Here is a 25,891-nt window from a genome sequence, read left to right as displayed (position 1 = left end):
CATCGGGGCCGCCCAGAAGCCCGGCTTCTCGGTCGCCGACCTGCGCAAGGCCTTCGCCGAACAGGACGACATCCACTAAACGGATGGGCCGTCGCCGGGACGCGGGGACCGCGTCCCGGCGGATACCTTGTCGGGGAAAGGGAAGACGATGAAGCGTCTGGCAGTTCTGCACACGGCACCGTTCGTGGTCGGCATGTTCAAAACGTTGTTGGGGAAACGCTACCCGGACCTGGAAAGCTTTCACGTGGTCGACGAAAGCCTGATCCAGGACGCCCGCCGCCACGGCGGCATGGTGCCCGGCATCGTGCGGCGCATCGCCCAGCAGGTCGCGCTGGCCCAGGAAGCGGGGGCCGAGGTGATTCTGTTCACCTGCTCGTCGACCTCGCCGGCGGTCGACACGGTGCGCCGGTTGGTGGACATTCCGGTCATCAAGATCGACGATCCGATGATGGCGCGAGCGGTTGAACTGGGGGTGCGCATCGGCCTTCTGTGTACGAGCAAGACGACGGTGGCTCCCAGCGAGGGCTTGATCCGGGAGCATGCGGCGGCAAAGGGCCGCGAGGTCGCCATCACCACGGCGGTCGACAACGTCGCCTACTTCGCCCTGCGCGAGGGCGACAAGGCCGGTCACGACGCCGCGGTGAAGGAAGCCGCCGGGCGGTTGGCCGGGTCGGTCGACGTCATCGTCCTGGCCCAGGCCTCGATGGCCCATCTGGCGGCGGAATTGGGCGCCGTACTGCCGATTCCGGTCCTCGAAAGCCCGCCGCTGTGCGTCGAAGGATTGGCACCCTACCTGAAGGCATGAACGGTAGTTATCCCCCGCCATCGGGATTTCCCCCATTTCATTTCCGGCCGCCAGAGGGTATTAGGGACCCTTGCTCGGGGGGGCGGCAACTGGGAGACACGGGGACATGAGAGACTCGGGTCTATGTTGTTGTGTGTTGGGAATAGGGGCCTTGCCGCCGTCGCCATGACGGCGTTTTTGGCGTTGGTCTCGGGTTTTTCCGGTCCGGCCGCCGCCGGCGAACTCGCCGGCATCCCGTCTCAGTCCGCTCTCGTCCAATTCCGCTCGTTCATGGCGCCGATCGCCCGGTCGGGCGCCAAGAAGCCAGGCCTGAAGGCGGTGACCGTGATCGTCGAGGTCGGCGTATCGGAAGCCGAGAATGTGTGCTTCCACGTGCCCCGCATCCGGGATGCCGTCCTGATCGAACTGTTCCGCGAGCCGATTTCCATGGACGGCCACGCCGGCATGGACATTCAGCCGGTCGAGGCCCGCCTGCTCGATCCGGTCAATCGCGCGCTGGGCAACGCCGCCATCCGGCGGGTCTATGTGCTGCCGGGAACCGAGCAGTCGGCCGGGGCCGCGGCCGCCCGGTTGCCGTATCCGGTCATGGGCTGCCGTCCACCCAAGAACCGCAAGGCCTGATCCCGCCGGCGGTGCCTAGGCAAGGTGCCGGCGGGCGAACGCCGCGGCCCCGGCGATGGCGGCATCGGCGGCATCCACCATGCGGCCCAGCCCGATGAAGCCGTGCCCGACCCCTTCGACGCGTTTGAGTTCGAAGGGCACGCCCGCCGCGTCCAGTCGCCGGACCAGGGCCAGCGTATCGTCCAGCAGCACGTCGAGCCCGGCGGCCACCAGATGGACCGCTGGCAGGCCGGCCAGATCGGCCAGCAGGGGCGCGGCGCGCGGGTCGGTGCGATCGCGCTTGGTGGGCGCATAGGCTGCCCAGTAGGCGGCCATGTCGTCGCGCGACAGACCGAAGCGGCCATCGCCGAATTCGCGATAGGAGCCGGTGTCGAGGGTGGCGCCATAGACGCCATAGAACAGCAGCAGCGCCCGGATCAGGTCCGGGCGGCTCAATCGAAGGTCCAGCGCCGCCGCAAGGGCCAGGTTGCCGCCGGCCGAGTCGCCGGCGAGCGCCATGCGCCTGGCGTCGATGCCCCAGCGCACGGCGGTGTTGGCCAGCGCCTCGATGACCGCCACCGATTCGTCCAGGGGTTCGGGGAATGGGTGTTCGGGCGCCAGCGCATAGTCGACGGCAAACACCATGGCGCCGCTCTCGCGGGCCAGCACGCGCCCGGCCCGATCATGGGTATCGGGGCTGCCCTTTACCCAGCCGCCGCCATGGAAATAGACGATGGCCGGAAGGGCCGGAGCCAGCGAAGGCCGGTAGCGGCGCACCCGGACCGGGCGGAAAAGGCCGGGCAGTTCGATGTCCTCGACAGCGGAGACGGCGACCGGTTCCTCGTTCCAGAACCGGCGCTCGATCAGCGTGCGAAGGCGCACCTCCTCGGGAGTCGGCTTGGCCGGCACCGGGCCGACGCTGGCGGCGATTTCGGCCATCTTGTCCATGGCCGCCGCCATCTGCGGGTCCATCAGGCTACGCGGCGACAACGGGACGGTTTGCGGATGCGGATGAGGCGCCATGGTCGCTCCTTGGATTCGGGCGGCAAGGACGGAATACCCGAAATATCGCGTTCCTCCCGGCATGAAGCAACCCCGTCGGGTCGGCCTGATGCATCTGGCGCATCTCGATCCTTCGCTTCGGGGACGGCGATCAGGGGGTCACGATCCGCGTGTGGCTGACCAGGCCGCCGTCCGTCGAGGCAACATGCAGGAGATAGAGGGGTGCGGCTTCGATCGCGGCGTCAACCTCCTTGCGCAGGTCCACCGCGACGCTGGGCATGGTGGCGGCGGTCGTGCCGCCCCACGGTTCGCGGTGCAAAAAATGGACGTGCCCGCAAAGGAGTTGCCCGACCTGTGGATGGCGGTTGACCACCGCCGCCAGATCCTCGGCTTCCCGGGGGTGCCGGTAACCGCCGACAAAGCGCCGAGCGATGTCGAAAGGCGGGTGGTGGATGAAAAGAATCGTCGGCCTGTCGGGTGCCAGGGCGAGCGTCTCCTCCAGCCAGGCGAGCCGCCGGGCGCAGAAGGCGCCTTTCCGTTCTCCTTCGGCAACCGAATCCATGGCGACCAAGCGGACCGGATAGTCTTCGATGACGTAATGAAGATGATCGCCGTTCCTGGGCAGATAGGAGAGATGGTCAAGCGCGTCGCGCAGCGCGTCACGCCGGTCGCGATTGCCGGGAATCAGGAACAGCGGCGCGTCCAGGTCGGCCAGGATCTCGCGCAGGTACGCATACTCGTCAGCCGTGCCGTTGTGCACGGTGTCGCCCGTGTGGACCACCACGTCCACCCCCTGGCGGTTGATGTCGGCGATGCATCGCCGCAAGGCCTCGGCGCGACTGGCGCTTGCGGCCTGCTCCGACGACCGCGCCAGGATGTGGGTATCGCTGATCTGGGCGATGAGCATCCAGTCTTTCCCTCGTCCGGTCCTATGGGTCAGCCGAGACTGTCGTAATAGGCCTGCAACACCTCGACTACCTCGCGGCGGCTGAATTCCTCCGGAATGGTTTCCCGGCGGGAAAACATCTCGCGCAGCCGGGTGCCGGAGATCGCCAGCCGATCCTCCTCGCCGTGCGGGCACGTCTTGCCCGTCGCCATGCCCTGGCATTTGTAGCAGAAGAACGTGACGTCGATCTTGAGCGGCCGGATTTCCATGCTGCCGGCGGGAAGCGTATCGAAAATGTGATGCGCGTCGAACGGTCCGTAATAGTTTCCGACACCGGCATGATCGCGACCGACCACCAGGTGCGTGCAGCCGAAATTCTGGCGAAACACCGCGTGCAGCAAGGCTTCTCGTGGGCCGGCGTAGCGCATCTCGATGGGATAGCCGGCCTGGATCACGGTGCCGGGCACGAAATAGTTCCTGATCAGCGCGTCGATGGCCTTGACCCGGACGTCCGCCGGAATATCGCCTGGCTTCAGCGCGCCGAGCACCTGGTGGATGAGCAAGCCATCGCAAATTTCGATGGCGACCTTGGCCAGATATTCATGGCTGCGATGCATGGGGTTGCGGGTCTGGAAGGCGGCGACTTTCGACCAGCCGTTGGCTTCGAACATCGCCCGGGTTTCGGCTGGCCGCAGGTAAAGGCCCTTGTAGGTTTCCGGAAAGTGGCCCTCGGACAGCGCCGTAACGGGCCCGGCCAGGTTGACCGCCGGCTGTTCCATGACCTTCCTGACGCCGGGATGGGCGGCATCCGTGGTGCGGAACACCTCCCGACATTCCAGTTCCCGGTCGATGGCATACTTTTCGCTCACGGTCTGAATGGCCAGAATCTCGCCGGACGTCCCGTCGACCAGCGCGATCTTCTCGCCGATCGCGATGCCGTCGGCGAGGTCCTCGTGGCATGAGAGCGTGATGGGGATCGGCCAGAATATCCCGTCGCCCGTTACCATGTCGGTACAGCAGGCTCGCCAGTCTTCCTCCCCCATGAATCCGTCGAGCGGCGTGTAGGCGCCCATTGCCAACATGAACAGGTCCGAAACCTCCCGGCTGGCCAAGGGGACTTTCGTGAGCTTTTCGGCCCGCTCGATCTCGTCGGCGCGCTCCGTTCTGGGCAGCAGCATCGGCCTGAGCGGACCGCCTCCATGCGGGGGAACCAATGTCGGCATTTTAGGACGTCTCCCTGACTATTATGGGTGCTTGCGGGCCCTGATCAGATCGGTTGCAGACTGTCGGAAGGCGCGCCGCTTTAAGCGTGTAGAAAGCCTCGGGCCTTCGAAAAAATGTCGTGACCGCCTAGTATATTAAACTTATCATATTTTCAAATATGGATCGGCTTTCCATGCCGGCGGCTTCATCAGGGGGAGACGACATTCGTCTGAAAGGCCTCCATGGACGGGTCGGAAACCGAGGCATCGGCTGCAAGTCCTGAGTGTCTCCGGTTGCGTGGTTTGCCGCGCCGTGCCCATGGGCTTGGGCCTGGATTCCGGCCGTATCGCCGATACCCTCCCTTCATGCATCGATCGTCACGGACTGACATTGGGGTGACTTGATGTTCACCAGCAATCCCTTCGCCGAGCTTTCCGCGTCCATATCACCCATCGTCATGCAGACGTATGTCGTCGTCATGGCCCTTCTGGTCGTGGGCGGCACGGTGTACGACACCCTTCACAAGAAGAGCGCCCAGTACTTTTTCGCCAATTGGCGGAAGGCACAGAATAAAGGGGCGCGGCAAGTCGGTGGCGGGGAAATGGTGTCCCTGGCGATCCAGACCGTGGCCGTGGAGGTCCTGTCGGCCGGTGAATTGTGTACCGCGCGGCGCCGCATCGCCCACCTCCTGACGATGTACGGCTTCATCGCCTACGTCATCACCACCGTCATCATGGTGTTCGGCTACCCGACACCCGCGACCCCGACGCCCGCCATCCTGCCGCAACTGTGGGGCATCGGGGGCCTGATGGTCTGCGCCGGCGGCTATTGGTTCTGGTTCTTCCTGCGGGTCGACGTCGCCGCCGAAGGGCACTCGCGTTTCCGCGTCGTGCAGGCCGACATCTTCATCCTTTCGCTGCTTGCCAGCGTGACCCTGGGCCTGATCTGGGCGGCGTTGCAGGCGGCGGGCAGCGCGGGGACAAGCGTGTTCCTCGGTCTCTACCTCATCGCCACGACGGTGCTCTTCGCATCCATTCCATGGTCCAAATTCTCCCACATGTTCTTCAAGCCCGCGGCGGCCTTCCAGAAGCGGGTGGAAGACGCGAACGGTTCGCGGAGCAACCTGCCGGCCCCCGCCGACAAACCCGAAACCTTCGGCAGTGCTCGCACCGAGCCCCAACACTATTGATCGACCCTTCATAGACCTTCGATACGGGAGGTAACGGATTACATGCCGACATTCGTTTACATGACCCGGTGCGACGGCTGCGGATATTGCGTCGACATCTGCCCCTCCGACATCATGCACATCGATACCACCTACCGGCGCGCCTACAACATCGAGCCCAACATGTGCTGGGAGTGCTACTCCTGCGTGAAGTCCTGTCCGCAGCATGCGATCGACTGTCGCGGCTATTCGGACTTCGCCCCTATGGGCCACAGCGTCAGGGCGCTGCGCGAAGAGGAAAAGGGCACCATTTCCTGGAAGATCAAATTCCGGGATGGCCGCGAAAAGAATTTCGTTTCGCCGATCCGGACCACGCCTTGGGGCTCGATCAAATCGCCGTCCGATTACGCGGCGCCAAGCCAGGCGGCCTTCAAGGCCCAGGAACTCGCGCATGAACCGGAAGCGCTCAACATCGGCAAGCTGCCCGCGCTGACTCCGGACAGGCTCAAGCAGGGAGTGGTCTGATGGCTCGCAGGAAAACGGTTTTTGTGGATTCGGATATCCTGGTCATCGGCGGCGGCATGGCCGGCTGCGGGGCCACGTACGAATCCAGGTACTGGGGGCGCGACCTCAAGGTTGTCTGCGTCGAGAAGGCGAACATCGAGCGCAGCGGCGCCGTCGCGCAAGGCCTCTATGCGATCAACTGCTACATGGGCATGCAGTGGGGCGAGAACCAGCCCGAGGACCATGTCCGATACGCCCGGAACGACCTCATGGGGTTGGTGCGCGAGGACCTGGGCTACGATATCGCCCGCCACGTCGACGCCACGGTGCACAAGTTCGAGGAATGGGGCCTGCCGATCATGCGCGACCCCAAGACCGGGCGCTACCAGCGCGAAGGCAAGTGGCAGATCATGATCCACGGCGAAAGCTACAAGCCGATCGTCGCCGAGGCCGCCCGCAAGGCCGCCACCCAAGTCTACAACCGGATCATGGTGACCCACCTCCTGATGGACAAGACGAAGCCCAACCGGGTTGCCGGGGCTGTCGGCTTCAACGTCCGTACCGGGGATTTCCACGTCTTCCGCGCCAAGGCCGTCATCGTGTCGGCCGGCGGCGCGTCGCACATCTTCAAGCCGCGGGCGGCTGGTGAAGGCATGGGACGGACGTGGTATGCGCCGTGGAGCAGCGCGTCTGCCTATGCGTTGCCGATCCTCGTCGGCGCCAAGATGACGCAGATGGAGAACCGCATCGTCCTTACCCGCTTCAAGGACGGCTACGGTCCGGTCGGCGCCTACTTCCTGCACCTCAAGACCTACACCCAGAACGCCTATGGCGAGGACTACGAGGCCAAGTGGCGCGACTCGATCAAGGCCCTGGTCGGCGACTACGTCGACAGGCATCCGGTGCCGACCTGCCTTCGCAACCACGCCTTCCTGGAGGAGGTCAAGGCCGGCGGCGGCCCCATCCGCATGGTGACGAAGGAGGCCTTCCAGGACCCGCACAAGGAGACCGTCGGCTGGGAGAACTTCCTCGGCATGACGATCGGCCAGGCGGTCGTCTGGGCGTCGCAGAACATCGATCCCAAGCATATCAATCCCGAGCTGACCACGTCCGAGCCCTACGTCATGGGCTCTCACGCCACCTGCTCCGGCGCCTGGGCGAGCGGCCCCGAGGACTACGCGCCCGCGGAGTACCAGTGGGGATACAACCGGATGATGACCGTCGAGGGGCTGTTCGGCGCCGGCGACACCATCGGCGGCACCGCCCACAAGTTCTCTTCCGGGTCCTTCACCGAAGGCCGGATCGCCGGCAAGGCGGCGGTCAATTACGTGAACGACCTGGGCAGCGAGCAGCCGCAATACAACGATGCGGAGTGCGAGGACTTAAGGAAGGCGATCTTCCAGCCGCTGGAGAACTACAAGCTCGGCCGCGTCGAAATCGTCGCGGGAACCGTTTCGCCGAGCTATCTGCTGCCGCTTCATGGCCTGCAGCGCCTCGAGAAGATCATGGACGAATACGTCGGCGGCATCAGCTCCCACTACACCACCAACGAGCCGATGCTGACGCGCGGCCTGGAACTGCTGGGCATGCTGAAGGAGGACATGGCCCATCTCGGGGCCGAGGACCTCCACCAGCTCCAGCGGGCGTGGGAGCTTCACCACCGGGTCCTGGCCTCGGAGTGCGTGACGCAGCACACGATGTTCCGGCAGGAAACGCGGTGGCCGGGGTATTACTACCGGGCCGATCATCCGAAGCTGGACGACGCCGACTGGCACTGCTTCACGCTGTCCCAATACGACCGCGATTCCGGCAAGTGGGCCATGGAGAAGGCGCCGGTCTACCACATCGTCGATTGAGCGGAAGCCGGCGCGCCGATCCGAGCGGGTAAAGGAGTTGCCAGCCTCCCTCAGGCGCGGCGGTCCTCCGCCTCGAAGCAGGGGATGCACAGCACCGCGCCGCCGGAACGACGGGTCCGCGTCTCCATGACCGGCTCACCGCACCGCTCGCAGACCAGGGTGTCGACGATGCGGGCGTGGCGCGGCAGCGCGAGGGCGGACTCCTTGACGCTGAACAGGTCTTCGAAATCTGCCGTCATGATCTCCTTCATGCGCATCTCGCGCAGGATCGCCAGACGCTTGGCCTCCGCTTCGGTCAAGCCCTGGTCGGCCTTTTTGCGCATCAGGGTCTTGTTCTCTTCACCGGCCGCGGTGGTGCGCTCGGGTTTGCGCACGACACGCCGGCTTTTGCCGTCGGAACGTCGGTAGAAGGTGAAGGCAACCTTGCCCGTGTCGTGGTACAGCAGGTTTCCCTTGCCGAAGCTGCAGCCGACCAGGGACTGGATGGCGTCGACCGCGCACATGTCGGTCTCGGTGATGGCGACGATTTCCTCGTCGCCGGAATGGCCGAATTCGCGCAACGCGTATTCGGCCACCCGCAGGCCATAGGCGAGACCCGGGCAACTGTGACCGTGGAAGGAGATGGCCTCCTGGATCTGGCGGTCGGTCAGGGCGTTATTGGACATGGGCAGCTCCTTGTCGTGTCTGGGCGGATCAGGCGGCGGGAACGACCACCGGGATGCCTTCGTGGTCCAAGGTGGCGACGGCAATGCCGTAGGTTTCTTCGATGATGGCCGAGGTCACTTCGGCGCGCTCGCAGGCGGCAAGCACGGAGCCCCCTTTGAGAAAGAGGAAGCGATCGGCGAAGCGCAGGGCGGTGTTCAGGTCGTGGATGGTCATGATCGCGGCGATGTTCTTGTCGGCCACAATCTGGCGCAGGAGGCGCAGGATTTCGATCTGGTTGCGCAGGTCGAGGCTGCTGGTCGGCTCGTCGAGCAGCAGAACCCTTGGCTCCTGGACCAGGGCCCGGGCGATCGCCACCTTTTGCAGTTCGCCGCCGCTCAACTGATCAATGTGCCGCAAAGACAAGGGGCCAAGGCCGAGCCTGTGGATCACGGCTTCGACCAGGGCGAGATCGTGACCGCCAACTTGCCAACGGATATAGGGCTTGCGTCCCATCAGGATGGCGTCGAACACCGTCATCCGATTGGTCTCGCTGCGCTGGGCGACGTACCCCATCCGTGCGGCGATGTCGCCGGGCGCCAGCCGTGATACCTGGGTGCCGTCCACCAGCACAATCCCGGATCGCGGCTTCAGGATGGCGTTGATGCATTTAAGAAGGGTGGTCTTGCCGACACCGTTGGGACCCAGGACGGCAACCAACGATCCTGCGGAGATCGCGAAGCGGATGTCGGACAACACCGGATGGCTGTTGAAGGAAAAGGTCACGCCTTGAACGTCGAGAATCACCGGCGGCCTCCGATGATCAGCCACAAGAACACCGGCGCCCCCAGAAAGGCGGTCAACACGGACACCGGCAGGACGTGGGGGGCCAGGAGGAGACGGGCCACGGTATCGGCGGCGACCATCAGCAGCGCTCCGCCGGCCACCGTCGCCGGCAGGAGATAGCGATGGTCCGAACCGATCACGCGCCGCACCAGATGCGGCACCACGAGGCCGACGAAGCCGATGATGCCAAGAAACGAGATGACGGTGGCGGTGACGACCGATGCCACCAGCATACCGGCCATGCGGACCCGTTCGACCCGCACGCCGAGGCTCTTGGCCGTTTCATCGCCGGCATCGATGGCGTTGTAATTCCATGCGTTGGCGAGGAAGAACACGGTGGCGGCCGTCGCCACTGCCGCCAGCAGGCCGACCTCCGACCACGAGGCGCGGGCGGTGTCGCCGAAGGTCCAGAACACCATCGCGGCCAACTGGGTGTCGTCGGCAAAATATTGCAGGAACATGGTGCCCGCCGTGAACAGGGCGCCAAGGGCGACGCCGGTCAGGACCATGACTTCCGGGGAGGCCCCGCGCAGGCGCGACACGGCGACGATGACCATCGCCGCCAGCAGGCAAAAGGCGAAGGCCGAAGCGGTGGTCAGATAGGGGTTGGTGATGGCGACCGCGCCGACCGTGGTCGACGTCATCTTCCCAGACCCGAAGAGGGTGATGCTGAGCGCGGCCCCGAAAGCCGCCGCGTGCGACATGCCCAGCGTGAAGGGGGAACCCAGAGGGTTGCGCAGGATCGACTGCATGGACGCACCGGCGACGGCCAGTCCGATGCCGGCGGCGATGGCCGCCAGCGATTGCGGCAGGCGGATGTTCCAGACGATGATGTCGATCTTGCGCGGCACCTCCATGCCGAGCAGGCTTTTCGCCACGGCGCCGACCGGCAGGTTGGCGGCTCCCAGCGCGATCGACAGGATGATGGCGGCGACGAGCCCAGCCGAAAGAGCGACCATGAAGACCATCTTGCTGCGAATGTAGGCCGCGTAGTCGGCCGGGATCTGTCCGTTCGCGACGTTCATTTCATTGCAGGGGAACTGGAGTGTAAGCCAGATTCCGGAAGGAGGCGTTCATTGCCTTGAAGGCCGGCTTGCCGACGAGGAAGGTGTAAATTGCGTCGGCCTCGGAGGCGGGGACGATGTCCTGGAAGCCCTGAGGCCAAACCAGCTTGCCGATGAAATAGGCGTTGGCGAGGATCGACCCGAAATTCTGCGAATACCAGTTATAGGGCAGCAGTCCATAGACGCGACCCTCCTTGACCGCCGTCAGGGAACGGTACGAGGGATCTGTCCTGAGTTCGGACAACCCGCCTCCGATGTCGCCCAATTGCAGCGTGGCGAGGTCCAGGAACAGGAATTCGGGGTTCCATTTGACGATCATTTCCTTGGCGACGTCGGTATGTGCCAGATCCTTGGCCATGCCGCCGCCGCTGTTGGCGACGTTGCGCAAACCGACGAAGTCGAACGGGGGATAGGTTGGTTCGGTGGCCTGGAAGCCATGCGGCCCCTTGTAGGCGACGCCGCCGATGTAAACGGTCGGGGAACCTCCACCAGCGCCGATATCGGAACGCTGCTTGAGATCGGCAATCCGCTGGTCGAGGAATGAAATCACCTCGTCCGCCCGCGCCTTGCGGTCGACCACCTGAGCCATGATGCGCAACGCCGCGTAAAGTCGGTCCCGCCGCTTCCCAAGGTCGCCGAAATCGATCGTGATGACCGGGATTCCAGTTTTTTTCTCAAGGTCGACGGGGTCGATCCCGGTGCCGGTGACGGTCGCCTTCAGGATGACCTCCGGTTGCGGATCGAGGGCAAGGATCTGTTCCGGCCGGTCGAAGCCGCGGAATTCACCGAACACGGGCAGCGACTTGAACTGCGGGTTGGCCATTGCGTAGGGACGGGCGTCGAACTGCTGGCGACGGGTTTCCATGTCATCAACGGCGACTACCTTGTCCTGCGCCCCGAGGTAGGTGAGCAGGCGCAGGGAGCCGGCTCCGGAACAGATGACGCGCGACACCTCGTCGGGGACAGCGACCGTACGGCCGGTGGAATCGACGATGTCACGGGCCGATGCCGGGGATTGAACGGACAGAAGGGCGAAAGCCGCAACGACAGCCAGCCGTACCGGACAGGACATGGTTTCCTCCGCTCGACGGCCCCCGAAACGGGCGGGGGATATCGTATGATTATTTTTAGATTCGTATTACCGGCTCGTCATACCAAGAGCCGTCGGATAGGTCAACCGTCCGGATGAGCCGTCAATGCGGATTTATCGCGGCTGGGTGGCATCATAACTTCTGAGCCAGACTCGGGTCGACGCGGGTACGTCGGCGGCATCAGCTCGCACTACACCACCAACGAGCCGATGCTGATGCGCGGCCTGGAGCTGCTGGGCATGCTGAAGGAGGACCTCAGTCATCTCGGGGCCGAAGACCTTCATCAGTTCCGGCGGGCGTGGGAACTGCACCACCGGGTCCTGGCCTCGGAGTGCGTGACGCAGCACACGATGTTCCGGCAGGAAACGCGGTGGCCGGGGTATTGCTACCGGGCCGACCACCCGAAGCTGGACGACGCCGACTGGCACTGCTTCACGCTGTCGCGCTACGACCGCCAATCCGGCAAGTGGGCCATGGAGAAGGCGCCGGTCTACCACATCGTCGACTAGGCGGCGTCCATCGGCCCTTCATGGTATCCCGGGTCGGATCCGCCGAAAACGCCCCGCTCCCGCCCCCAAAGGGACGGGAGGGATGGCGCGTTACGCAAGATTTTCGAAGTTCAGATGGGATGTCAGGGGGCCAGGGAAACCCAGCCGTACACCATAATCCACAGCGTAACGAAGGCCGCGATGCGAAGCGCATACGCCGACCGCACAATGGATTTCTTTGATTCCATACAGTCCTCTAAGAGCGATTTTTCGGGCGAGAGACCGCGATTCTCCGGCGATCAGGCCCGGCGCCTTCACGGCGCTTTCCCCCACTCACGACCTTCGCGGCTAGCCGTCTTTCTGATCCGGCCGGGGCCCGCAAGGCGCGGATAGAACTCCTTTCCCGAGGCGAAATCAAGAGGGGCAACTCTAAGCCGCGGAATCCCTGGTATCCAAGAGGGGAAAGATCCACAGGATGTGGATAATTTCGCGATTTCGGCTGAATTTTCCGGCTGGCCTGCCTATACTCCGCGCCTTCGTGGCAAAGCCCCTTGGACGACAGTGGAAGATCCGATGACCGCACCCGACATCCAGAAGCTTCTCGACGCCCGCCTGACCGAGGCCTTTTTCCCGCAACTGCCCAGTTTCACGCGCGGCAAGGTGCGCGAATCGTACGATCTGCCGGACGGCCGGCGCATCATGATTGCCACCGACCGCCAGTCGGCCTTCGACACCGTGCTGGCCGCCGTGCCCTACAAGGGCCAGGTGCTCAATCAGACGGCCCGCTTCTGGTTCGAAAAGACCGCCGACATCTGCCCCAACCATGTCGTCGACTATCCCGATCCCAACGTCGTGGTCGGGCGCCGGCTTTCCATGCTGCCGGTCGAAATGGTGGTGCGGGACTACCTGACCGGGGCCACCGACACTGCCATCTGGACCATGTACAACAAGGGCGAACGGGTGGTTTACGGGCATACGCTGCCCGACGGCATGGCCAAGAACCAGAAGCTGCCGAAAACCCTGCTCACCCCCACCACCAAGGGCATGGACGGGGCGCACGACAAGCCGATTACGGCCGCCGAGATCGTCGCCCAGGGCCTGCTGACCCAGGCCCAGTGGGACGAGTTGGCCGAAGTCAGCCTGGCCCTCTTCGCGAGGGGACGCGAGATCGCCGCCAAGAACGGCCTCATCCTGGTCGACACCAAGTATGAGTTCGGGGTGGATGACAAAGGCGTCATCACGCTGGCCGACGAGGTGCACACGCCGGATTCCAGCCGCTACTGGCGGATGGAGACCTACAAGGAGCGTCTCGCCGCCGGCCAGGAGCCCGAGTCGCTCGACAAGGAATTCCTGCGCCTGTGGATCGCGGCGCGCTGCGATCCCTACAAAGACCCCATCCCCGAGATCCCGGCCGACACCATCGTCGAGTTCAGCGACAAGTACATCCGGCTTTATGAAACGGTGACGGGCCAGAAGTTCGAGCGCCAGCCGCTGGACAAGCCGGTACGCGCCCGCGTCGAGGCCAACCTGAAAAAGGCCTTCCCGCAGTACTTCTGAGGGCGGTCTTATTTCGGTGACAGTGCACTAAATTCGACGGCATTTCCCGTTTCAGGGGGGAGCAGGTGTTGCCGCGAATTTAGTGCACTGTCACCGAAATTTTCGGAAATTTGTTGAGGCGGGCGAGCTGGCGGTCGTGCAGGCCGGCCAATGTGGCCTGCGCCGTCACGGCGCCGATCAGGGCGATGAACATGTCCCACTGGGTGTCCCAGGGATCGCCCTGGGTGCCCAGGAAGGCGTCGGCCGACTGGCCGAGCGCCACCGCGGCGCCCCACTCTATGAGCTCATAGGTCGCCGAGAACGCCAGGCACACCGAGGTGACGAGGACGAACAGCCAACGCCCGGGTGTCAGCGGCGTGCGGCGCAGCAGGATCTCGCGCGCCAGGATGGCCGGGATGAAGCCCTGGGCCAGATGGCCCAGCCGGTCGTAGTGGTTGCGGCCAAGGTCGAACAGGTCCTGGACCCAGAAGCCCAGCGGCACCTCGGCATAGGTGTAGTGGCCGCCGAGCATCAGAATAAGCGCGTGGAGCAGGATCAGGCGATAGAGCAGGGGCGTCAGCCGGAAGCCGCGAAAGGTGGCGATGAGCAGCGGCGCCGCGACGAGGACGGGCGCCACCTCGAGAATCCAGGTCAGACGATCGTGGGGGCCGATTCCCGAAAGGACGAGCGCCACCGCCCCCAGCCCCAGCAGCAGGATCGGCTCGGCCACCGACGGGCCGGCGACGGGCGCGCCCGGATGGACGGGCGAAGCGGCGGGCCGCTCGGCCATCGTCTCAATTCCGCTCGAGCGCCAGGCGGATGCCGAGGGCGACGAAGACGCCGCCCAGGGTGCGGTTCAGCCAGCGCGACACTGCCTGGTTGGCGCGCAGCCTCGCGCTCAGCAGGGTGGCGAACAGCACCAGGATGCCCTCCCACACCAGGGCGATGGCGATGACGATGAGGCCGAGCGCGAAGAACTGCGCCGTGGCGTGCCCGGTGCCGGGAACCACGAACTGCGGCAGGAAGGCCATGAAGAACAGTGCTGCCTTGGGGTTGAGCACGTCGATCAGGATGCCTTGGCGGAACACTTTCCAGCCGCTGGCCGGGGCGACCGGGCGGCCGGCCTCAACGGCGATGCCGTCCCTGGACAGCAGCATGCGAGCGCCGAGGTAGACCAGGTAGGCGGCGCCCGCCACCTTCACCACGGTAAAGGCGACGGCCGAAGTGGCCAGCACCACGGAAAGGCCCAACGCGGCGGCGGCGACGTGCACCAGCGCCCCTGTGCAGACGCCGAAGGACGACAGGAAGCCGATGCGGCGCCCCTGGGCCAGCGTGCGGGTCAGCACGTAGAGGGTGTCGGGGCCGGGCGACAGGTTGAGCAGGATGCTGGCGCCCAGGAAGATCATCAGGTCGTGGCCGGAAATCATGACGTGTCTCCCCTCCCCCGGCAGTGGTGGCCGGTCCCTGCCATGTAGGCCGTTTCCCGGCGGCTGGCAAGACGGGACCTGCCCTCCTTCCGGGGCGCGGGGAAGGGAACGGGCCGGCGAATCGGGGACCGTTTTCGGCTATTTTGAAATTTTATTGCGCGGTCGAAAGAGTGCGGCGGCAGCGTCGGGAAAGGACATTACGTTGCCCTCCCGCATCGTGAAATTAACCATCAATTTTTTGTGGGAATATCGTTTTTCCGTGGACCGAGGGACATTTGCCAGGAATAATCGCGTCATAAAAAGGCTTGGAGATCAATAACTTAATAATGATTCGCATCTCCAGCCGTACTGGGAGTGATGCGGCCGGTTCGGCCGCCGGGAAGTCCGATGCGTTTTCCGGGACCGCTTCCGGAGAATGTGCCTTTGTGCCTGCACGACATCGCCGCGGTGCCGCTTCCCGCGAGGGGATGGTCCATGACGGGCGCGTTTGGCGCCCGGAGCCTTGGTATCCGGGTTGCCGCGCAACAATGTTTCGTCGTGGCGGCGCCCGTTTCTCCCGCCCCTGGGGCGGCCAACAGTTCGCGTAACCGGAGCCGATTATGCTGGATGTCAAGGAAAGACCGCAGACCGAAGTCGAAGACCAGGCTTTCATCGACGGGGTCATTGCCGAATACGCTGGGAAACCCGGCGGAATCCTCAGCATTCTCGAACGGGTGCAGGAGCGCAACCGGCACAAATACCTGTCGGCCGACGCGCTCCGGTGGGTGGCCCGCAAGACCGGGGAGCCGCTGTCGCGCATCTACAGCGTGGCGACCTTCTATTCCTTCTTCAACCTGGACCCCCAGGGCGACCACACGGTGTGCATCTGCCGCGGCACGGCCTGCCACACCCGCGGGTCGCGCGATCTGCTGAACAACGCCAAGCTCATCCTGGGCATCCGCGAGGACCCCAACGGCGGCGCCGACAAACTGTCGCTGACCACGCCCGACAAGAAATTCACGGTCCGCACGGTGGCCTGCTTCGGCCAGTGCGCGCTGGCGCCGGTGGTCGAGGTCGATCGCGAGATCTTCGGCCGCATGAACGAGCGTGAGCTGCGCAAGGTGATCGACCGCGTCGATCAAAAGGGAACGAAATGATGAAGATCCAGGATTTGGAAACCCTCAACGCGGTCCGTCAGAAGGGCCTTGCCAAGTTCAAGCCGGCCCGCCCGCGCATCGCCGTCGGCCTTGGCACCTGCGGCATCGGCAACGGCGCCGAGGACGTCTATCAGGCCTTCGCCAGCGCCATCGAGGCGCGCGGCGTCGACATCCAGATAGCCCGCGTCGGCTGCTTCGGCTTCTGCGCCGAGGAAACGCTGGTCAACATCGCCATTCCCGGCAAGCCGCTGGTCATTCTGAACCGGGTCAAGGCGCGCGACGCCGATGCCATCGTCGCCGACATCCATGCCGGAACCGTTGCCACCGCCCGGGCGCTGTGCAAGATCGAATCGTGGGACCATCTGACCGGCGTCGTCGACTACGGCGAAGGCTTCCCCGAGATCCCGAAGTGGAACGAGATCGATTTCTACAAGGGCCAGAAGAAGATCGTGCTGCGCAACTGCGGCCTGATCGATCCCGAGGATATCGAGGAATACATCGCCATCGGCGGCTACCGGGCGCTGCTTCGCACCCTTCGCAACGGCGAGCCCGAGCGGGTGATCGAGGAGTTGAAGACCGCCAAGCTGCGCGGCCGCGGCGGCGCCGGCTTCCTGGTCGCCACCAAGTGGGACTTCATGCGCAAGGCCGGGGCCGGCGAGAAATACGTCATCTGCAACGCCGACGAGGGCGATCCCGGCGCCTACATGAACCGCAACGAGATCGAGTCCGACCCTCATTCCCTGCTCGAAGGCATGATCATCGGCGCCTACACGATGGGCGCCACCGACGGCATCGTTTACGTGCGGGCCGAATATCCGCTGGCCGTGCATCGGCTGGAGAAGGCCATCGCCCAGGCCCACGCCTATGGCCTGCTGGGCGAGAACATCCTGGGCAGCGGCTTTTCCTTCCACCTGTCGCTGGTCGAAGGGGCCGGCGCCTTCGTGTGCGGCGAGGAGACGGCGATGATCGCCTCCCTCGAAGGCCGGGCCGGCCGCCCGCGCCCGCGGCCGCCCTATCCGGCCGAGAAGGGCCTGTGGGGCAAGCCCACCAACATCAACAACGTCGAAACCTGGTTCAACGTGCCGGTCATCGTGAATAACGGTGGCGCCTGGTTCACCCAGATCGGCACCGACCGCAGCCCCGGCACCAAGGTCTTCTCGCTGGTCGGCAAGGTCAAGAATACCGGCCTTGTCGAAGCGCCGCTGGGCACCCCGCTCAAGTCCTTCGTCTACGACATGGGCGGCGGCACCGGCACCGGCAAGAACGTCAAGGCCCTGCAGACGGGTGGGCCATCGGGCGGCTGCCTGCCGGTCGACATGTTCGATACCCCGGTCGACTACGAGGCCCTGGCGCAACTGGGCGCCATCATGGGCTCGGGTGGCATGGTGGTGATGGACGAAGACAACTGCATGGTCGACGTCGCCCGCTATTTCATCGAGTTCACTCATTCGGAATCGTGCGGCAAGTGCGTGCCCTGCCGCGTCGGGCTCGACCAGTCGCTGCGCATCCTCAACAAGGTGACTAAGGGCCAGGCCACGTCGGCCGACCTCGACATGCTGGAAGACCTGGGGCCGATGATCCGCGACGTCTCGCTGTGCGGCCTGGGCCAGACGGCCCCCAATCCGGTGCTGACCACGCTGCGCTATTTCCGCGACGAGTTCGAGGACCACATCCACGAGCGCAAATGCGCCGCCGGCGTCTGCGAGGACCTGTTCCTGAGCCCATGCGAGAACAGCTGCCCGCTGCACATGAACATCCCGCGCTTCATCCAGCTTTATAAGGAGAACCGGCTGGAGGACGCCTTCGAGTCGGTCATTCTCGACAACCCGCTGCCGGGTTCCACGGGGCGCGTCTGCCAGCATCCGTGCGACGACCGCTGCCGGCGGGCCGGCATCGACGATGCCGTGAACATGCGTGAGGTGCATCGCTTCATCGCCGATAACGCCTATGGTACCGAAATCGAGACCAACGTCATGAAGCGCCTGCTCGACCGCCGGCTGCCCGACTCGGGCAAGAAGGTGGCGGTGGTGGGGGCCGGGCCGACCGGCCTCGCGGCGGCCTTCTATCTGGCGCTCCTCGGCCACAAGGTGACGGTGTTCGACGAGAATTCGGAACCGGGCGGCATGCTGCGCTTCGCGTTGCCCGAATACCGCCTGCCCAAGGCGGTGGTCGCCCGCGAGGTGAACTTCATCAAGAAGCTGGGGGTGTCGTTCGTCTGCAACACCCGCATCGGCGTCGACAAGACCCCGCAGTCGCTCTCCAAGGAGTTCGACTCGGTGTTCCTGGCGCTCGGCACCTGGGAGGCCTCGCCCATCGATCTGCCGGGCGTGCAGTGCCAGGGCGTGCACCACGCATTGCACTTCCTGGACGCCATCGCCCACGCCAAGGACGTCCGCATCGGCCAGAAGGTGGTCGTCGTCGGCGGCGGCAATGCGGCCATCGATTCGGCGCGCACGGCGGCCCGCATGGGGGCCGACGTCACCGTCGTCTACCGTCGTCAGCGCCAGGACATGCCGGCCATCCCCGAGGAGGTCGACGAGGCTTACGAGGAAGGCGTCAAGTTCGTCTACCTATGCGCCCCGCACCGCATCATCTCCGACGGCCAGGGCGGCGTGAAGGCGATCGAGGTGCAGAAGACCACGCTGGGCGAGTTCGGCGTGACCGGCCGTCGGCGGCCGGTGCCGACCGACGAGGTCATGCGCATGTCGTGCGACACCATCATCCTGGCCATCGGCGAGCGGGTCGACACCGTGTTCACCGGCGGCTCGCAGCTCGAGCTCAAGCGCGACGGCACCATCAAGGTCGACCGCCATTCCTCGGAAACAAACCTGCTCAACGTGTTCGCCGGCGGCGACGTGGTGACCGGGGCGTCGAACGTGTCGAACGCCATGTCGCACGGCAAGCGGGCGGCCGAGATGATCGACCTCAAGCTGACCGGCGAGCATCGCTTCGCCCGCCTGTTCCAGGCCTTCACCTACGGCCAGGTGCCGCCGGCCGAGCCGGCTGCCGGCGACCGCAACACCTCGCCGCTGCTGACGCCGTTGCAGCGCAAGAGCACCTTCGACGAGGTCATGCTGGGCTTCTCGCCCGAGCAGGTCCGCCATGAGGCCGAGCGCTGCCTCAGGTGCGACGCCAAGGGCGAATGCGTCGGCATTGCGGCCGAGTGAGGCTGAGGATGGCCGACACAATGGAATTGATCGAGCGGAAGGAGGGCTGACGTGCCCAAGCAAGTGAAGCTCAAGATCGACGGCGAATACGTCAACGCGACCGAAGGCGAGAGCGTGCTGGACGCGGCCAAGGCCAACGGAAAGTTCATTCCGTCGCTGTGCCATTTCCAGGGACTGTCGGGGGTCGGGGCCTGCCGGCTGTGCATGGTCGAGATCGCCGGAGGCGCCCGGCCGCTGCCGGCCTGCACCACGCCGGTGCAGGAAGGCATGGTCATCAACACGGTGTCCGAGCGGCTCAGCAAATACCGGCGGATGATCATCGAGCTGCTGCTCTCCGAGCGCAATCACGTGTGCGCCGTCTGCGTGTCGAACGGCCATTGCGAGCTGCAGGATATGGCGAGCCGCCTCGGCGTCACCCATTCGTCCTATCCGTACCGCTATCCGCGGCTGCCGGTGGACGCCTCGCATCCGCGCTTCGTGCTCGACCACAACCGCTGCATCCTGTGCTCGCGGTGCGTCCGGGTGTGCGCCGAGATCGAGGGGGCGAATACCTGGAACATCGTCTCGCGCGGCGTCAAGTCGATGGTCGCCGCCGATCTCAACGAGCCGTGGGGCGAAGCCGAGTCGTGCACCCGTTGCGGCAAGTGCGTCGAGGCCTGCCCGACCGGCGCGCTGGTCGTCAAGGGCAAGGCGGTCGAGGAAATGGTCAAGCGCACCCAGGGGGTTTCCCGCCTGGCGACGGCGCGTGGAGGATCCCGATGAAGAAGGTAAGACTGGCGACCACCTGGCTCGACGGCTGCTCGGGCTGTCACATGTCGCTTCTGGACATCGACGAGGGCATCCTCAAGGTGGCCGAATTGGCCGAGATCGTCTACGGGCCGCTGGTCGACATCAAGGAATTCCCCGAGAACGTTGACGTCACCCTCGTCGAGGGCGCGGTCAGCAGCGTCGAGGACCTGGAAAAGGTGCGCATCATCCGCGAGCGTTCGCGCATCGTGGTGTCGCTGGGCGACTGTGCCGTGACCAGCAACGTGCCCTCGATGCGCAACCAGTGCGGGGTGCCGGCCATCCTGGAGCGCGCCTACCTGGAGAACGCGGCGACCGACGCCCAGATCCCCAATCAGGTGGTGCCGCAACTGCTGCCGATCTCGCGGCCGCTCCACGACGTCATCAAGGTCGACGTCTTCATTCCGGGCTGCCCGCCCTCCGCGAGCACGATTTTGAACTGCGTGGCCGAACTGTGCGCCGGCCGCATGCCGGAGCCGAGCCTCCGCTACAAGTTCGGTTGAGAGGAAGCCGCCATGCGTGAGATCATCATCGATCCCGTGACCCGTATCGAGGGCCACGCCAAGATCACCATCCATCTCGACGACGCCGGCAAGGTCGAGGACGCCCGCCTGCACGTCACCCAGGTGCGCGGCTTCGAAAAGTTCTGCGAAGGCCGGCCGTTCTACGAGATGCCCTCGCTGATGGCCCGCATCTGCGGCATCTGCCCGATCAGCCACCTGCTGGCCTCGGCCAAGGCATGCGACGCCCTGATGGCGGTGCGTATTCCCCGGACCGGCGCCAAGCTGCGCTACGTTGTCCATCTGGGCCAGATGATCCAGTCCCACGCGCTGAGCTTCTTCCACCTGTCGGCGCCGGACCTGTTGCTGGGCATGGACCACGACCCGGCGACCCGCAACATCATGGGCCTCATCGACAAGAGCCCGGAACTGGCCAAGCAGGGCATCGCGTTGCGCAAGTTCGGCCAGCAGGTCATCGAATGGCTGGCCCGCGAGCGCGTTCATCCGTCGTGGATCGTGCCGGGCGGCGTCAATGCCCCGCTCGACCCCGAGGTGCGCACCCGCATCCTGATGGGCATCCCCGAGGCGATGAAGATCGCCGAGAACGCGCTCTCCGTGCTCAAGTCGGTGGTCGGCAACTTCGCTGCCGAGATCGAGAGCTTCGGCAACTTCGATTCGCTCCACATGGGTACGGTCGACCGTGAGGGGGCGCTCGATTTCTATGACGGCGGCCTACGCTTCAAGGACGCCAAGGGCAAGATCGCGGCCGATCACGTGGCGGCCGAGGACTACGCCAAGTTCATCGGCGAAGCGGTGGTGCCGTGGTCCTACCTCAAGATGCCCTACTACAAGCCGATCGGCTATCCCGACGGGCTCTATCGGGTGGGGCCGCTGGGGCGCCTCAACGTGATCGAGCGTTGCGGCACGCCGAAGGCGGACAAGGAGCTCAAGGCCTTCCGCAAGGCCTACGGCGCCGTCGCCAAAAGCTCGTTCCTGTTCCATTACGCCCGGCTCATCGAGATCATCTTCTCGCTGGAGAAGCTGGAAGAACTGCTGAACGAGCCGGACATCCTGGACACCCGGGTGCGTGCCGAGGCGGGTCCCAACTGCAACGAGGGCGTCGGCATCTGCGAGGCGCCGCGCGGCACCCTGATCCATCACTACAAGATCGACGACAACGGCCTCGTCACCTGGGCCAACCTGATCATCGCCACCGGCAACAACAACCTGGCGATGAACAAAAGCATCAAGCAGGTGAGTCAGGCCTTCGTTGACGGCAACAACCTCAAGGAGGGCATGTTGAACCGCGTCGAGGCGGTGGTCAGGGCCTACGACCCATGTCTCAGCTGCTCGACGCACGCCCTGGGCCAGATGCCCATGCAGATCGACCTGGTGTCGCCCACGGGCGAGGTCCTCGATCAGGTCAGCCGGACGTCCGCGATGTGAGGTACCTGTTGGTCGGATACGGCAATCCCTTGCGGAGCGACGACGGGGTCGGTCCCGTCGTCGCGCGGCGCTTCCTCGATGAGGCCGAGGCCCTGATGGGGGCGGCGGCCAAGGAAGTGCGGGTGGTCGCCGTTCCCCAATTGGTTCCCGAACTGGCCGAGGCCTTCTCCGAGGCCGAACGGGTGGTGCTGGTCGACGCCTCGCGCGGCGATGCCCCGGGCGCCGTCCGCGTGCGGCGGGTCGAGCCCTCGACGGCAAGCGGCGAGCCGATGATCCACGCCTACGACCCCTCGACCCTGGCGACCTGGGCGGCCAAGCTGTATGGCCGGGCGCCCGAGATGCATGTCGTCGCCGTCGGCGCCGAGACCTTCGCCTTCGGCGAGGGACTGTCGCCCGATGTCGCCGCCGCCGTTCCCGAAATTCTCAGCACCGTTGCCGGCCTGTTTCGCGAAGGCCGGCCCGGCGGCGCGGAAGCCCCATAAGAAGAAGAAAACAAAAGAAGAAGAAGCGAGCGTAAAATAATAAAAATAATAATAAATAATAAGAAAACGTCCAAGAAAAGCAAAAAGAAATAAAGGCCGGTTGGGCGAAAGCCCCGCCGGCCTTTTTTCCCGTGAAGACGGTCGAAGGAGGCGCTTCCGCCCCTATGCCCCGAACGCCGTCTCGCGCATGGCGAGGTAGAGCTGGTCGCTCCACCGGCTCCATTCGCGCGCTTCGGCAAGGTAGGCCATGTAGGACTTGCTGACCTTGCCGACCATCTCGTCGGTGGCGGCCAGTTCGGCCAGCACTTCCTTGGCGGCCTTGCCCAGCGCCTTGACCACGTCCTCGGGCCAGGTGTGGAGCTGCACGCCGTGCTCCTTGACCAGCGTTTGCAGGAAGCGGGCGTTGTGCGCCGTGAAGTCGGCCAGCGACTCCTCGGCCGAGGCGGCCGCGGCGTATTCGATGATCTTCTGAAGATCGACCGGCAGCGCCTCGAACTTGGCCTTGTCGACGATGCATTCCAGCGCCGCCGAGCCTTCATGGAAGGAGGGCGCGTAATAATGCTTGGCGATCTTATGAAGCCCGAAGGCCAGGTCGTTCCACGGGCCGACCCACTCGGCGGCGTCGACCACGCCGGACTGCATGGCCGGGAAGATCTCGCCCGGAGGCGTCAGCACCACCTGGGTTCCCAGCTTGCGCATCACCGCGCCGCCCAGGCCGGCGATCCGCATCTTCAGGCCCTTCAAGTCATCCAGGCTCTTGATCTCCTTGCGGAACCAGCCGCCGGCCTGCACGCCACTGCTGCCCGCGTAGAAGGGTTTCAGGCCGAACTTGCCGTAAAGCTCGTCCCACAAGGCCTGGCCGCCGGCGAAATGAATCCAGGCGCTCATTTCCCAGGCGGTGACGCCGAACGGCACGCCGGTGAAAAAGTGCATGGCCTGGCTTTTGCCCTGCCAGAAATAGGGCGAGCCGTGCGCCATGTCGGCGGTGCCGGTCTGCACGGCATCGAAGCATTCGAAGGCGGGGACCAGTTCGCCGGCGGCGAACAGCTTGACGCCCAGGCGGCCGCCGCTCATCTCGGTGATCTTGTCGGCCAGCCGCTGCGCGTTGACGCCGACGCCGGGCGTGTTGCGGGGCCATGGCGTGACCATGCGCCATTCGATGGCGTTCTTGGCGATGGCCGGAGCCGGAAATTGCGATGTGGCACCCGCTACCGTCCCGACGGCGGCCGCGGCCTTCAGGAACTGACGACGTTTCACCTTCTCCCCCTATCTCAATGGAGTACGCGATCGGCCCTCCCTGGCCGGGCGGGCGGGGGGAAGTTTAACGGATCAGCGGGCTTGCGCGCCAGCGGGGAAACGCGCCAGGGGATGAACCGAAGGGGGCGCCTGGCCCGTCGAAGGCTGCTGGCCGGACGGCGTACGGCCGGGCGTCGCATGGCGGGCTGGTAAGGCAGGGCGCGGGTCATTGGATGGCGTGCCTATATCCTGAGTACGTCGCGAAGGATAAGCGCTATTTGTCACAGAGCTATGGCAGACGTGTTTAAAATGGTTTCAGATATGTAACATTCATGACACGGCGGAACCGCCGGCTTCGCGGGCGGCGGGACGATGGAGGTGGTCGTGACAGGAGACAGGAAGGCCGCCCTGGTCACGGGCGGCGCCCGCGGGATCGGGCGCGCGGTGGCCGGCCGGCTGGCCGGGGCCGGTTACGCCGTGGCCGTCGTCGATGTCGATGTTGAGGCCGGCCAGGTGGCGGCGCGCGAGATCGGGCGGGGCGGCCAAGGCGACGCGATCTTCATCCGGGCCGACGTGGCGATCGAGGCCGACGTCGAGACGGCCATCGTGGCGGCGGTCCGGCATTTCGGCGGCCTCGACCTGCTGGTGAACAACGCCGGCGTCAACTGCCGCAAGCCGCTGGCCGAGCTTTCCCTCGATGACTGGCAGCGGGTGATCGGCACCAACCTGACCGGTGTTTTCCTGTTTGCCAAGCATGCGGCAACCGCGCTCAAGGTGGCCCGGGGAGCCATCGTCAATATCGCCTCGACCCGCGCCCTGATGTCGGAGGCCGATACCGAGGCCTATGCCGCCTCCAAGGGCGGCATCGTGGCCTTGAGCCATGCGCTTGCCGTCAGCCTGGGGCCCGAGGTCAGGGTCAATTGTGTCAGTCCCGGCTGGATCGACGTCTCAGCGACCCGGCCCGGCGGCCCGATCCGGCTTTCCACCGAGGATCACGCCCAGCATCCGGCGGGCCGCGTGGGTTCGCCCGAGGATGTGGCGGACGCGGTTCTCTACCTGGCCGGGGCCGGGTTCGTCACCGGCGCCAACCTGGTGATCGACGGCGGCATGACCCGCAAGATGATCTACGTTTGAAGGGACGCCGGTTATTGCAGCCGCATCAGATGGCTGGCATGGCGGACCTGGCGGGGGTCGATCAGGCGGTGGCGCTCCACCCGCACCGAATGGATGGGGCCGTCGAGGTTTTCCTCCCAGTAGTCGAGGAAGCGGCGCAGCACGGGAAAGTCCGGCGCCATGTCCAGGTGCTGCCAGACGAAGCTTTGCAGAAGGTCCAGATGGTCGGGCAGGCGGTAGATGATTTCTGCCGTGGCCTGACAGTAGAGATCGAAGGAAACGGCGGTGGGTCGAAGATCGAGATCTCGCATGGTCGACATCTCCGTTCCTGAGGAACCCTCTTTAAGAGTGTTGGTCCGCGGGCCCCAAAGGTCAAGGGACGGCCGATAAATATATAGTCTAATCAAATAGTTAGCAGCGGATTGTGGCGAGTGCTGACATTTTTTCGACACTCCCCTTGACAGGCCGCGTCGGCAAAATAAATCGGCATTTTTGCAGGGCCCGCGCGGTCGGTCGTCGCGGGTCGCTGGCGTCAATAGTTGCGACCTTTGTCTGACGATTGGAGGAGGTTTACCGATGAAGTTCGTTCCGCTCCAGGACCGCATTCTCGTGCGGCGCATCGACGTGGACGAGAAGACGGCGGGGGGCATCATCATTCCCGATACCGCCAAGGAAAAGCCGATGAAGGGCGAAGTGATCGCCGTCGGGCCCGGCGCCCGCACCGAGAAGGGCGAGATCCTGCCGATGGAAATCAAGGCGGGGGATCATATCGTCTTCGGGAAGTGGTCCGGCACCGAGGTGAAGATCGACGGCGAGGACCTGGTCATCATGAAGGAATCCGACGTCCTCGGCATTCTTGAGGAATCGAAGTCGGCCCGGAAGGCCGCCTAGGCGAAGAGGGGAGATC

Annotated in this window: 26 protein-coding genes; 15 read left to right on the top strand and 11 right to left on the bottom strand. The window is 64.9% G+C overall.

The genetic code is table 11. The features are described from left to right. Nucleotides 1-148 precede the first annotated feature (148 nt). Both ODR01_RS15055 and ODR01_RS15050 read left to right on the top strand, forming a co-directional pair. Entirely contained in the window at nt 149-805 is a 657-nt protein-coding gene (locus ODR01_RS15055; RefSeq protein ID WP_316978501.1) for an aspartate/glutamate racemase family protein, read from the top strand. Nucleotides 806-970: 165 nt separating this feature from the next. Beyond that, the gene (locus ODR01_RS15050; protein ID WP_316978500.1) at nt 971-1,426 is read left to right on the top strand and encodes a hypothetical protein; all 456 of its coding nucleotides are present in this window, start codon (nt 971-973) and stop codon (nt 1,424-1,426) included. A gap of 15 nt (nt 1,427-1,441) precedes the next feature. Here ODR01_RS15050 and ODR01_RS15045 read toward each other — a convergent pair whose 3' ends face one another. The 3 genes from ODR01_RS15045 to sat all read right to left on the bottom strand — a co-directional run bounded on the left by ODR01_RS15045 (nt 1,442) and on the right by sat (nt 4,516). Further along, entirely contained in the window at nt 1,442-2,428 is a 987-nt protein-coding gene (locus tag ODR01_RS15045) for an alpha/beta hydrolase (RefSeq protein ID WP_316978499.1), read from the bottom strand. Nucleotides 2,429-2,558: 130 nt separating this feature from the next. Continuing rightward, on the bottom strand, nt 2,559-3,314 hold the full coding sequence (locus tag ODR01_RS15040) for a metallophosphoesterase (RefSeq protein WP_316978498.1): 756 nt from the start codon (nt 3,312-3,314) through the stop codon (nt 2,559-2,561). Between the two features lie 29 nt (nt 3,315-3,343). Continuing rightward, a complete protein-coding gene (gene sat / locus ODR01_RS15035; protein ID WP_316978497.1) occupies nt 3,344-4,516 on the bottom strand; it encodes a sulfate adenylyltransferase in 1,173 nt (390 codons plus the stop codon). Nucleotides 4,517-4,899: 383 nt separating this feature from the next. Here sat and ODR01_RS15030 point away from each other — a divergent pair, with 383 nt between their 5' ends. The 3 genes from ODR01_RS15030 to aprA are packed head-to-tail and all read left to right on the top strand — an operon-like array spanning nt 4,900 to nt 8,024. Further along, on the top strand, nt 4,900-5,685 hold the full coding sequence (locus ODR01_RS15030; protein ID WP_316978496.1) for a hypothetical protein: 786 nt from the start codon (nt 4,900-4,902) through the stop codon (nt 5,683-5,685). 42 nt (nt 5,686-5,727) lie between these two features. After that, on the top strand, nt 5,728-6,189 hold the full coding sequence (gene aprB / locus ODR01_RS15025) for an adenylyl-sulfate reductase subunit beta (RefSeq protein WP_316978495.1): 462 nt from the start codon (nt 5,728-5,730) through the stop codon (nt 6,187-6,189). After that, the gene (gene aprA / locus ODR01_RS15020) at nt 6,189-8,024 is read left to right on the top strand and encodes an adenylyl-sulfate reductase subunit alpha (protein WP_316978494.1); all 1,836 of its coding nucleotides are present in this window, start codon (nt 6,189-6,191) and stop codon (nt 8,022-8,024) included. Before aprB ends, aprA begins: the two co-directional genes overlap by 1 nt. A gap of 50 nt (nt 8,025-8,074) precedes the next feature. On the opposite strand, the gene ODR01_RS15015 is transcribed toward aprA, so the two are convergent. From ODR01_RS15015 to ODR01_RS15000, 4 genes are read right to left on the bottom strand one after another with little or no spacing between them, the layout of a single operon-like run. Then, nucleotides 8,075-8,689, bottom strand: a complete 615-nt coding sequence (locus tag ODR01_RS15015) for an FmdE family protein (RefSeq protein ID WP_316978493.1) — start codon at nt 8,687-8,689, stop codon at nt 8,075-8,077. A gap of 28 nt (nt 8,690-8,717) precedes the next feature. Next, nucleotides 8,718-9,473, bottom strand: coding sequence for an ABC transporter ATP-binding protein (locus ODR01_RS15010; protein WP_316978492.1), 756 nt, complete (start codon nt 9,471-9,473; stop codon nt 8,718-8,720). Further along, entirely contained in the window at nt 9,470-10,537 is a 1,068-nt protein-coding gene (locus ODR01_RS15005; protein ID WP_316978491.1) for a FecCD family ABC transporter permease, read from the bottom strand. The genes ODR01_RS15010 and ODR01_RS15005 overlap by 4 nt, the downstream gene beginning before the upstream one ends. Nucleotide 10,538: 1 nt before the next feature. Further along, nucleotides 10,539-11,648 (bottom strand): iron ABC transporter substrate-binding protein, encoded by a 1,110-nt coding sequence (locus ODR01_RS15000; protein ID WP_316978490.1) that lies wholly within the window; start codon nt 11,646-11,648, stop codon nt 10,539-10,541. Between the two features lie 228 nt (nt 11,649-11,876). On the opposite strand from ODR01_RS15000, the gene ODR01_RS14995 reads away from it, so the two are divergent. Together ODR01_RS14995 and ODR01_RS14990 are read left to right on the top strand one after the other, a co-directional pair. Next, nucleotides 11,877-12,176 (top strand): hypothetical protein, encoded by a 300-nt coding sequence (locus ODR01_RS14995; protein ID WP_316978489.1) that lies wholly within the window; start codon nt 11,877-11,879, stop codon nt 12,174-12,176. A 552-nt stretch (nt 12,177-12,728) separates the two neighbouring features. Further along, entirely contained in the window at nt 12,729-13,712 is a 984-nt protein-coding gene (locus ODR01_RS14990) for a phosphoribosylaminoimidazolesuccinocarboxamide synthase (RefSeq protein ID WP_316978488.1), read from the top strand. Between the two features lie 79 nt (nt 13,713-13,791). Here ODR01_RS14990 and ODR01_RS14985 read toward each other — a convergent pair whose 3' ends face one another. Both ODR01_RS14985 and ODR01_RS14980 read right to left on the bottom strand, forming a co-directional pair. After that, on the bottom strand, nt 13,792-14,481 hold the full coding sequence (locus ODR01_RS14985) for a DUF2238 domain-containing protein (protein WP_316978487.1): 690 nt from the start codon (nt 14,479-14,481) through the stop codon (nt 13,792-13,794). Between the two features lie 4 nt (nt 14,482-14,485). Further along, complete coding sequence (locus tag ODR01_RS14980; RefSeq protein ID WP_316978486.1) at nt 14,486-15,118, bottom strand: LysE family translocator; 633 nt, start codon at nt 15,116-15,118, stop codon at nt 14,486-14,488. A 599-nt stretch (nt 15,119-15,717) separates the two neighbouring features. On the opposite strand from ODR01_RS14980, the gene ODR01_RS14975 reads away from it, so the two are divergent. From ODR01_RS14975 to ODR01_RS14950, 6 genes are read left to right on the top strand one after another with little or no spacing between them, the layout of a single operon-like run. Further along, entirely contained in the window at nt 15,718-16,254 is a 537-nt protein-coding gene (locus ODR01_RS14975) for an NADH-quinone oxidoreductase subunit NuoE family protein (protein ID WP_316978485.1), read from the top strand. Beyond that, nucleotides 16,251-19,421 carry an FAD-dependent oxidoreductase gene (locus tag ODR01_RS14970; RefSeq protein WP_316978484.1) on the top strand — a complete coding sequence of 1,057 codons (3,171 nt, stop codon included), beginning with the start codon at nt 16,251-16,253 and terminating at the stop codon, nt 19,419-19,421. The genes ODR01_RS14975 and ODR01_RS14970 overlap by 4 nt, the downstream gene beginning before the upstream one ends. Before the next feature lie 51 nt (nt 19,422-19,472). Further along, the gene (gene hoxU / locus ODR01_RS14965) at nt 19,473-20,183 is read left to right on the top strand and encodes a bidirectional hydrogenase complex protein HoxU (RefSeq protein WP_316978483.1); all 711 of its coding nucleotides are present in this window, start codon (nt 19,473-19,475) and stop codon (nt 20,181-20,183) included. Next, nucleotides 20,180-20,710, top strand: a complete 531-nt coding sequence (locus ODR01_RS14960; RefSeq protein ID WP_316978482.1) for an NADH-quinone oxidoreductase subunit B family protein — start codon at nt 20,180-20,182, stop codon at nt 20,708-20,710. The genes hoxU and ODR01_RS14960 overlap by 4 nt, the downstream gene beginning before the upstream one ends. A gap of 12 nt (nt 20,711-20,722) precedes the next feature. Beyond that, nucleotides 20,723-22,153, top strand: a complete 1,431-nt coding sequence (locus ODR01_RS14955; protein ID WP_316978481.1) for a Ni/Fe hydrogenase subunit alpha — start codon at nt 20,723-20,725, stop codon at nt 22,151-22,153. Beyond that, nucleotides 22,150-22,635, top strand: a complete 486-nt coding sequence (locus ODR01_RS14950) for a hydrogenase maturation protease (protein ID WP_316978480.1) — start codon at nt 22,150-22,152, stop codon at nt 22,633-22,635. The genes ODR01_RS14955 and ODR01_RS14950 overlap by 4 nt, the downstream gene beginning before the upstream one ends. A 162-nt stretch (nt 22,636-22,797) precedes the next feature. On the opposite strand, the gene ODR01_RS14945 is transcribed toward ODR01_RS14950, so the two are convergent. Beyond that, nucleotides 22,798-23,892, bottom strand: coding sequence for a TRAP transporter substrate-binding protein (locus ODR01_RS14945; RefSeq protein WP_316978479.1), 1,095 nt, complete (start codon nt 23,890-23,892; stop codon nt 22,798-22,800). Between the two features lie 363 nt (nt 23,893-24,255). Here ODR01_RS14945 and ODR01_RS14940 point away from each other — a divergent pair, with 363 nt between their 5' ends. Continuing rightward, nucleotides 24,256-25,005: an SDR family oxidoreductase gene (locus ODR01_RS14940; RefSeq protein WP_316978478.1), complete on the top strand. Its 750-nt coding sequence runs from the start codon at nt 24,256-24,258 to the stop codon at nt 25,003-25,005. A gap of 11 nt (nt 25,006-25,016) precedes the next feature. Here ODR01_RS14940 and ODR01_RS14935 read toward each other — a convergent pair whose 3' ends face one another. Beyond that, a complete protein-coding gene (locus ODR01_RS14935; protein WP_394356836.1) occupies nt 25,017-25,304 on the bottom strand; it encodes a Usg family protein in 288 nt (95 codons plus the stop codon). A gap of 256 nt (nt 25,305-25,560) precedes the next feature. Between ODR01_RS14935 and ODR01_RS14930 the strand changes: the two genes are divergently transcribed. Beyond that, the gene (locus ODR01_RS14930; RefSeq protein WP_316978477.1) at nt 25,561-25,875 is read left to right on the top strand and encodes a co-chaperone GroES; all 315 of its coding nucleotides are present in this window, start codon (nt 25,561-25,563) and stop codon (nt 25,873-25,875) included. The last annotated feature ends 16 nt before the right edge of the window (nt 25,876-25,891 follow it).

This window comes from Shumkonia mesophila, from assembly GCF_026163695.1.
Classification (GTDB): domain Bacteria; phylum Pseudomonadota; class Alphaproteobacteria; order Rhodospirillales; family Shumkoniaceae; genus Shumkonia; species Shumkonia mesophila.
Note: the sequence above shows the minus strand (reverse complement) of the source record. Positions and strands in the feature narration are given on the sequence as shown.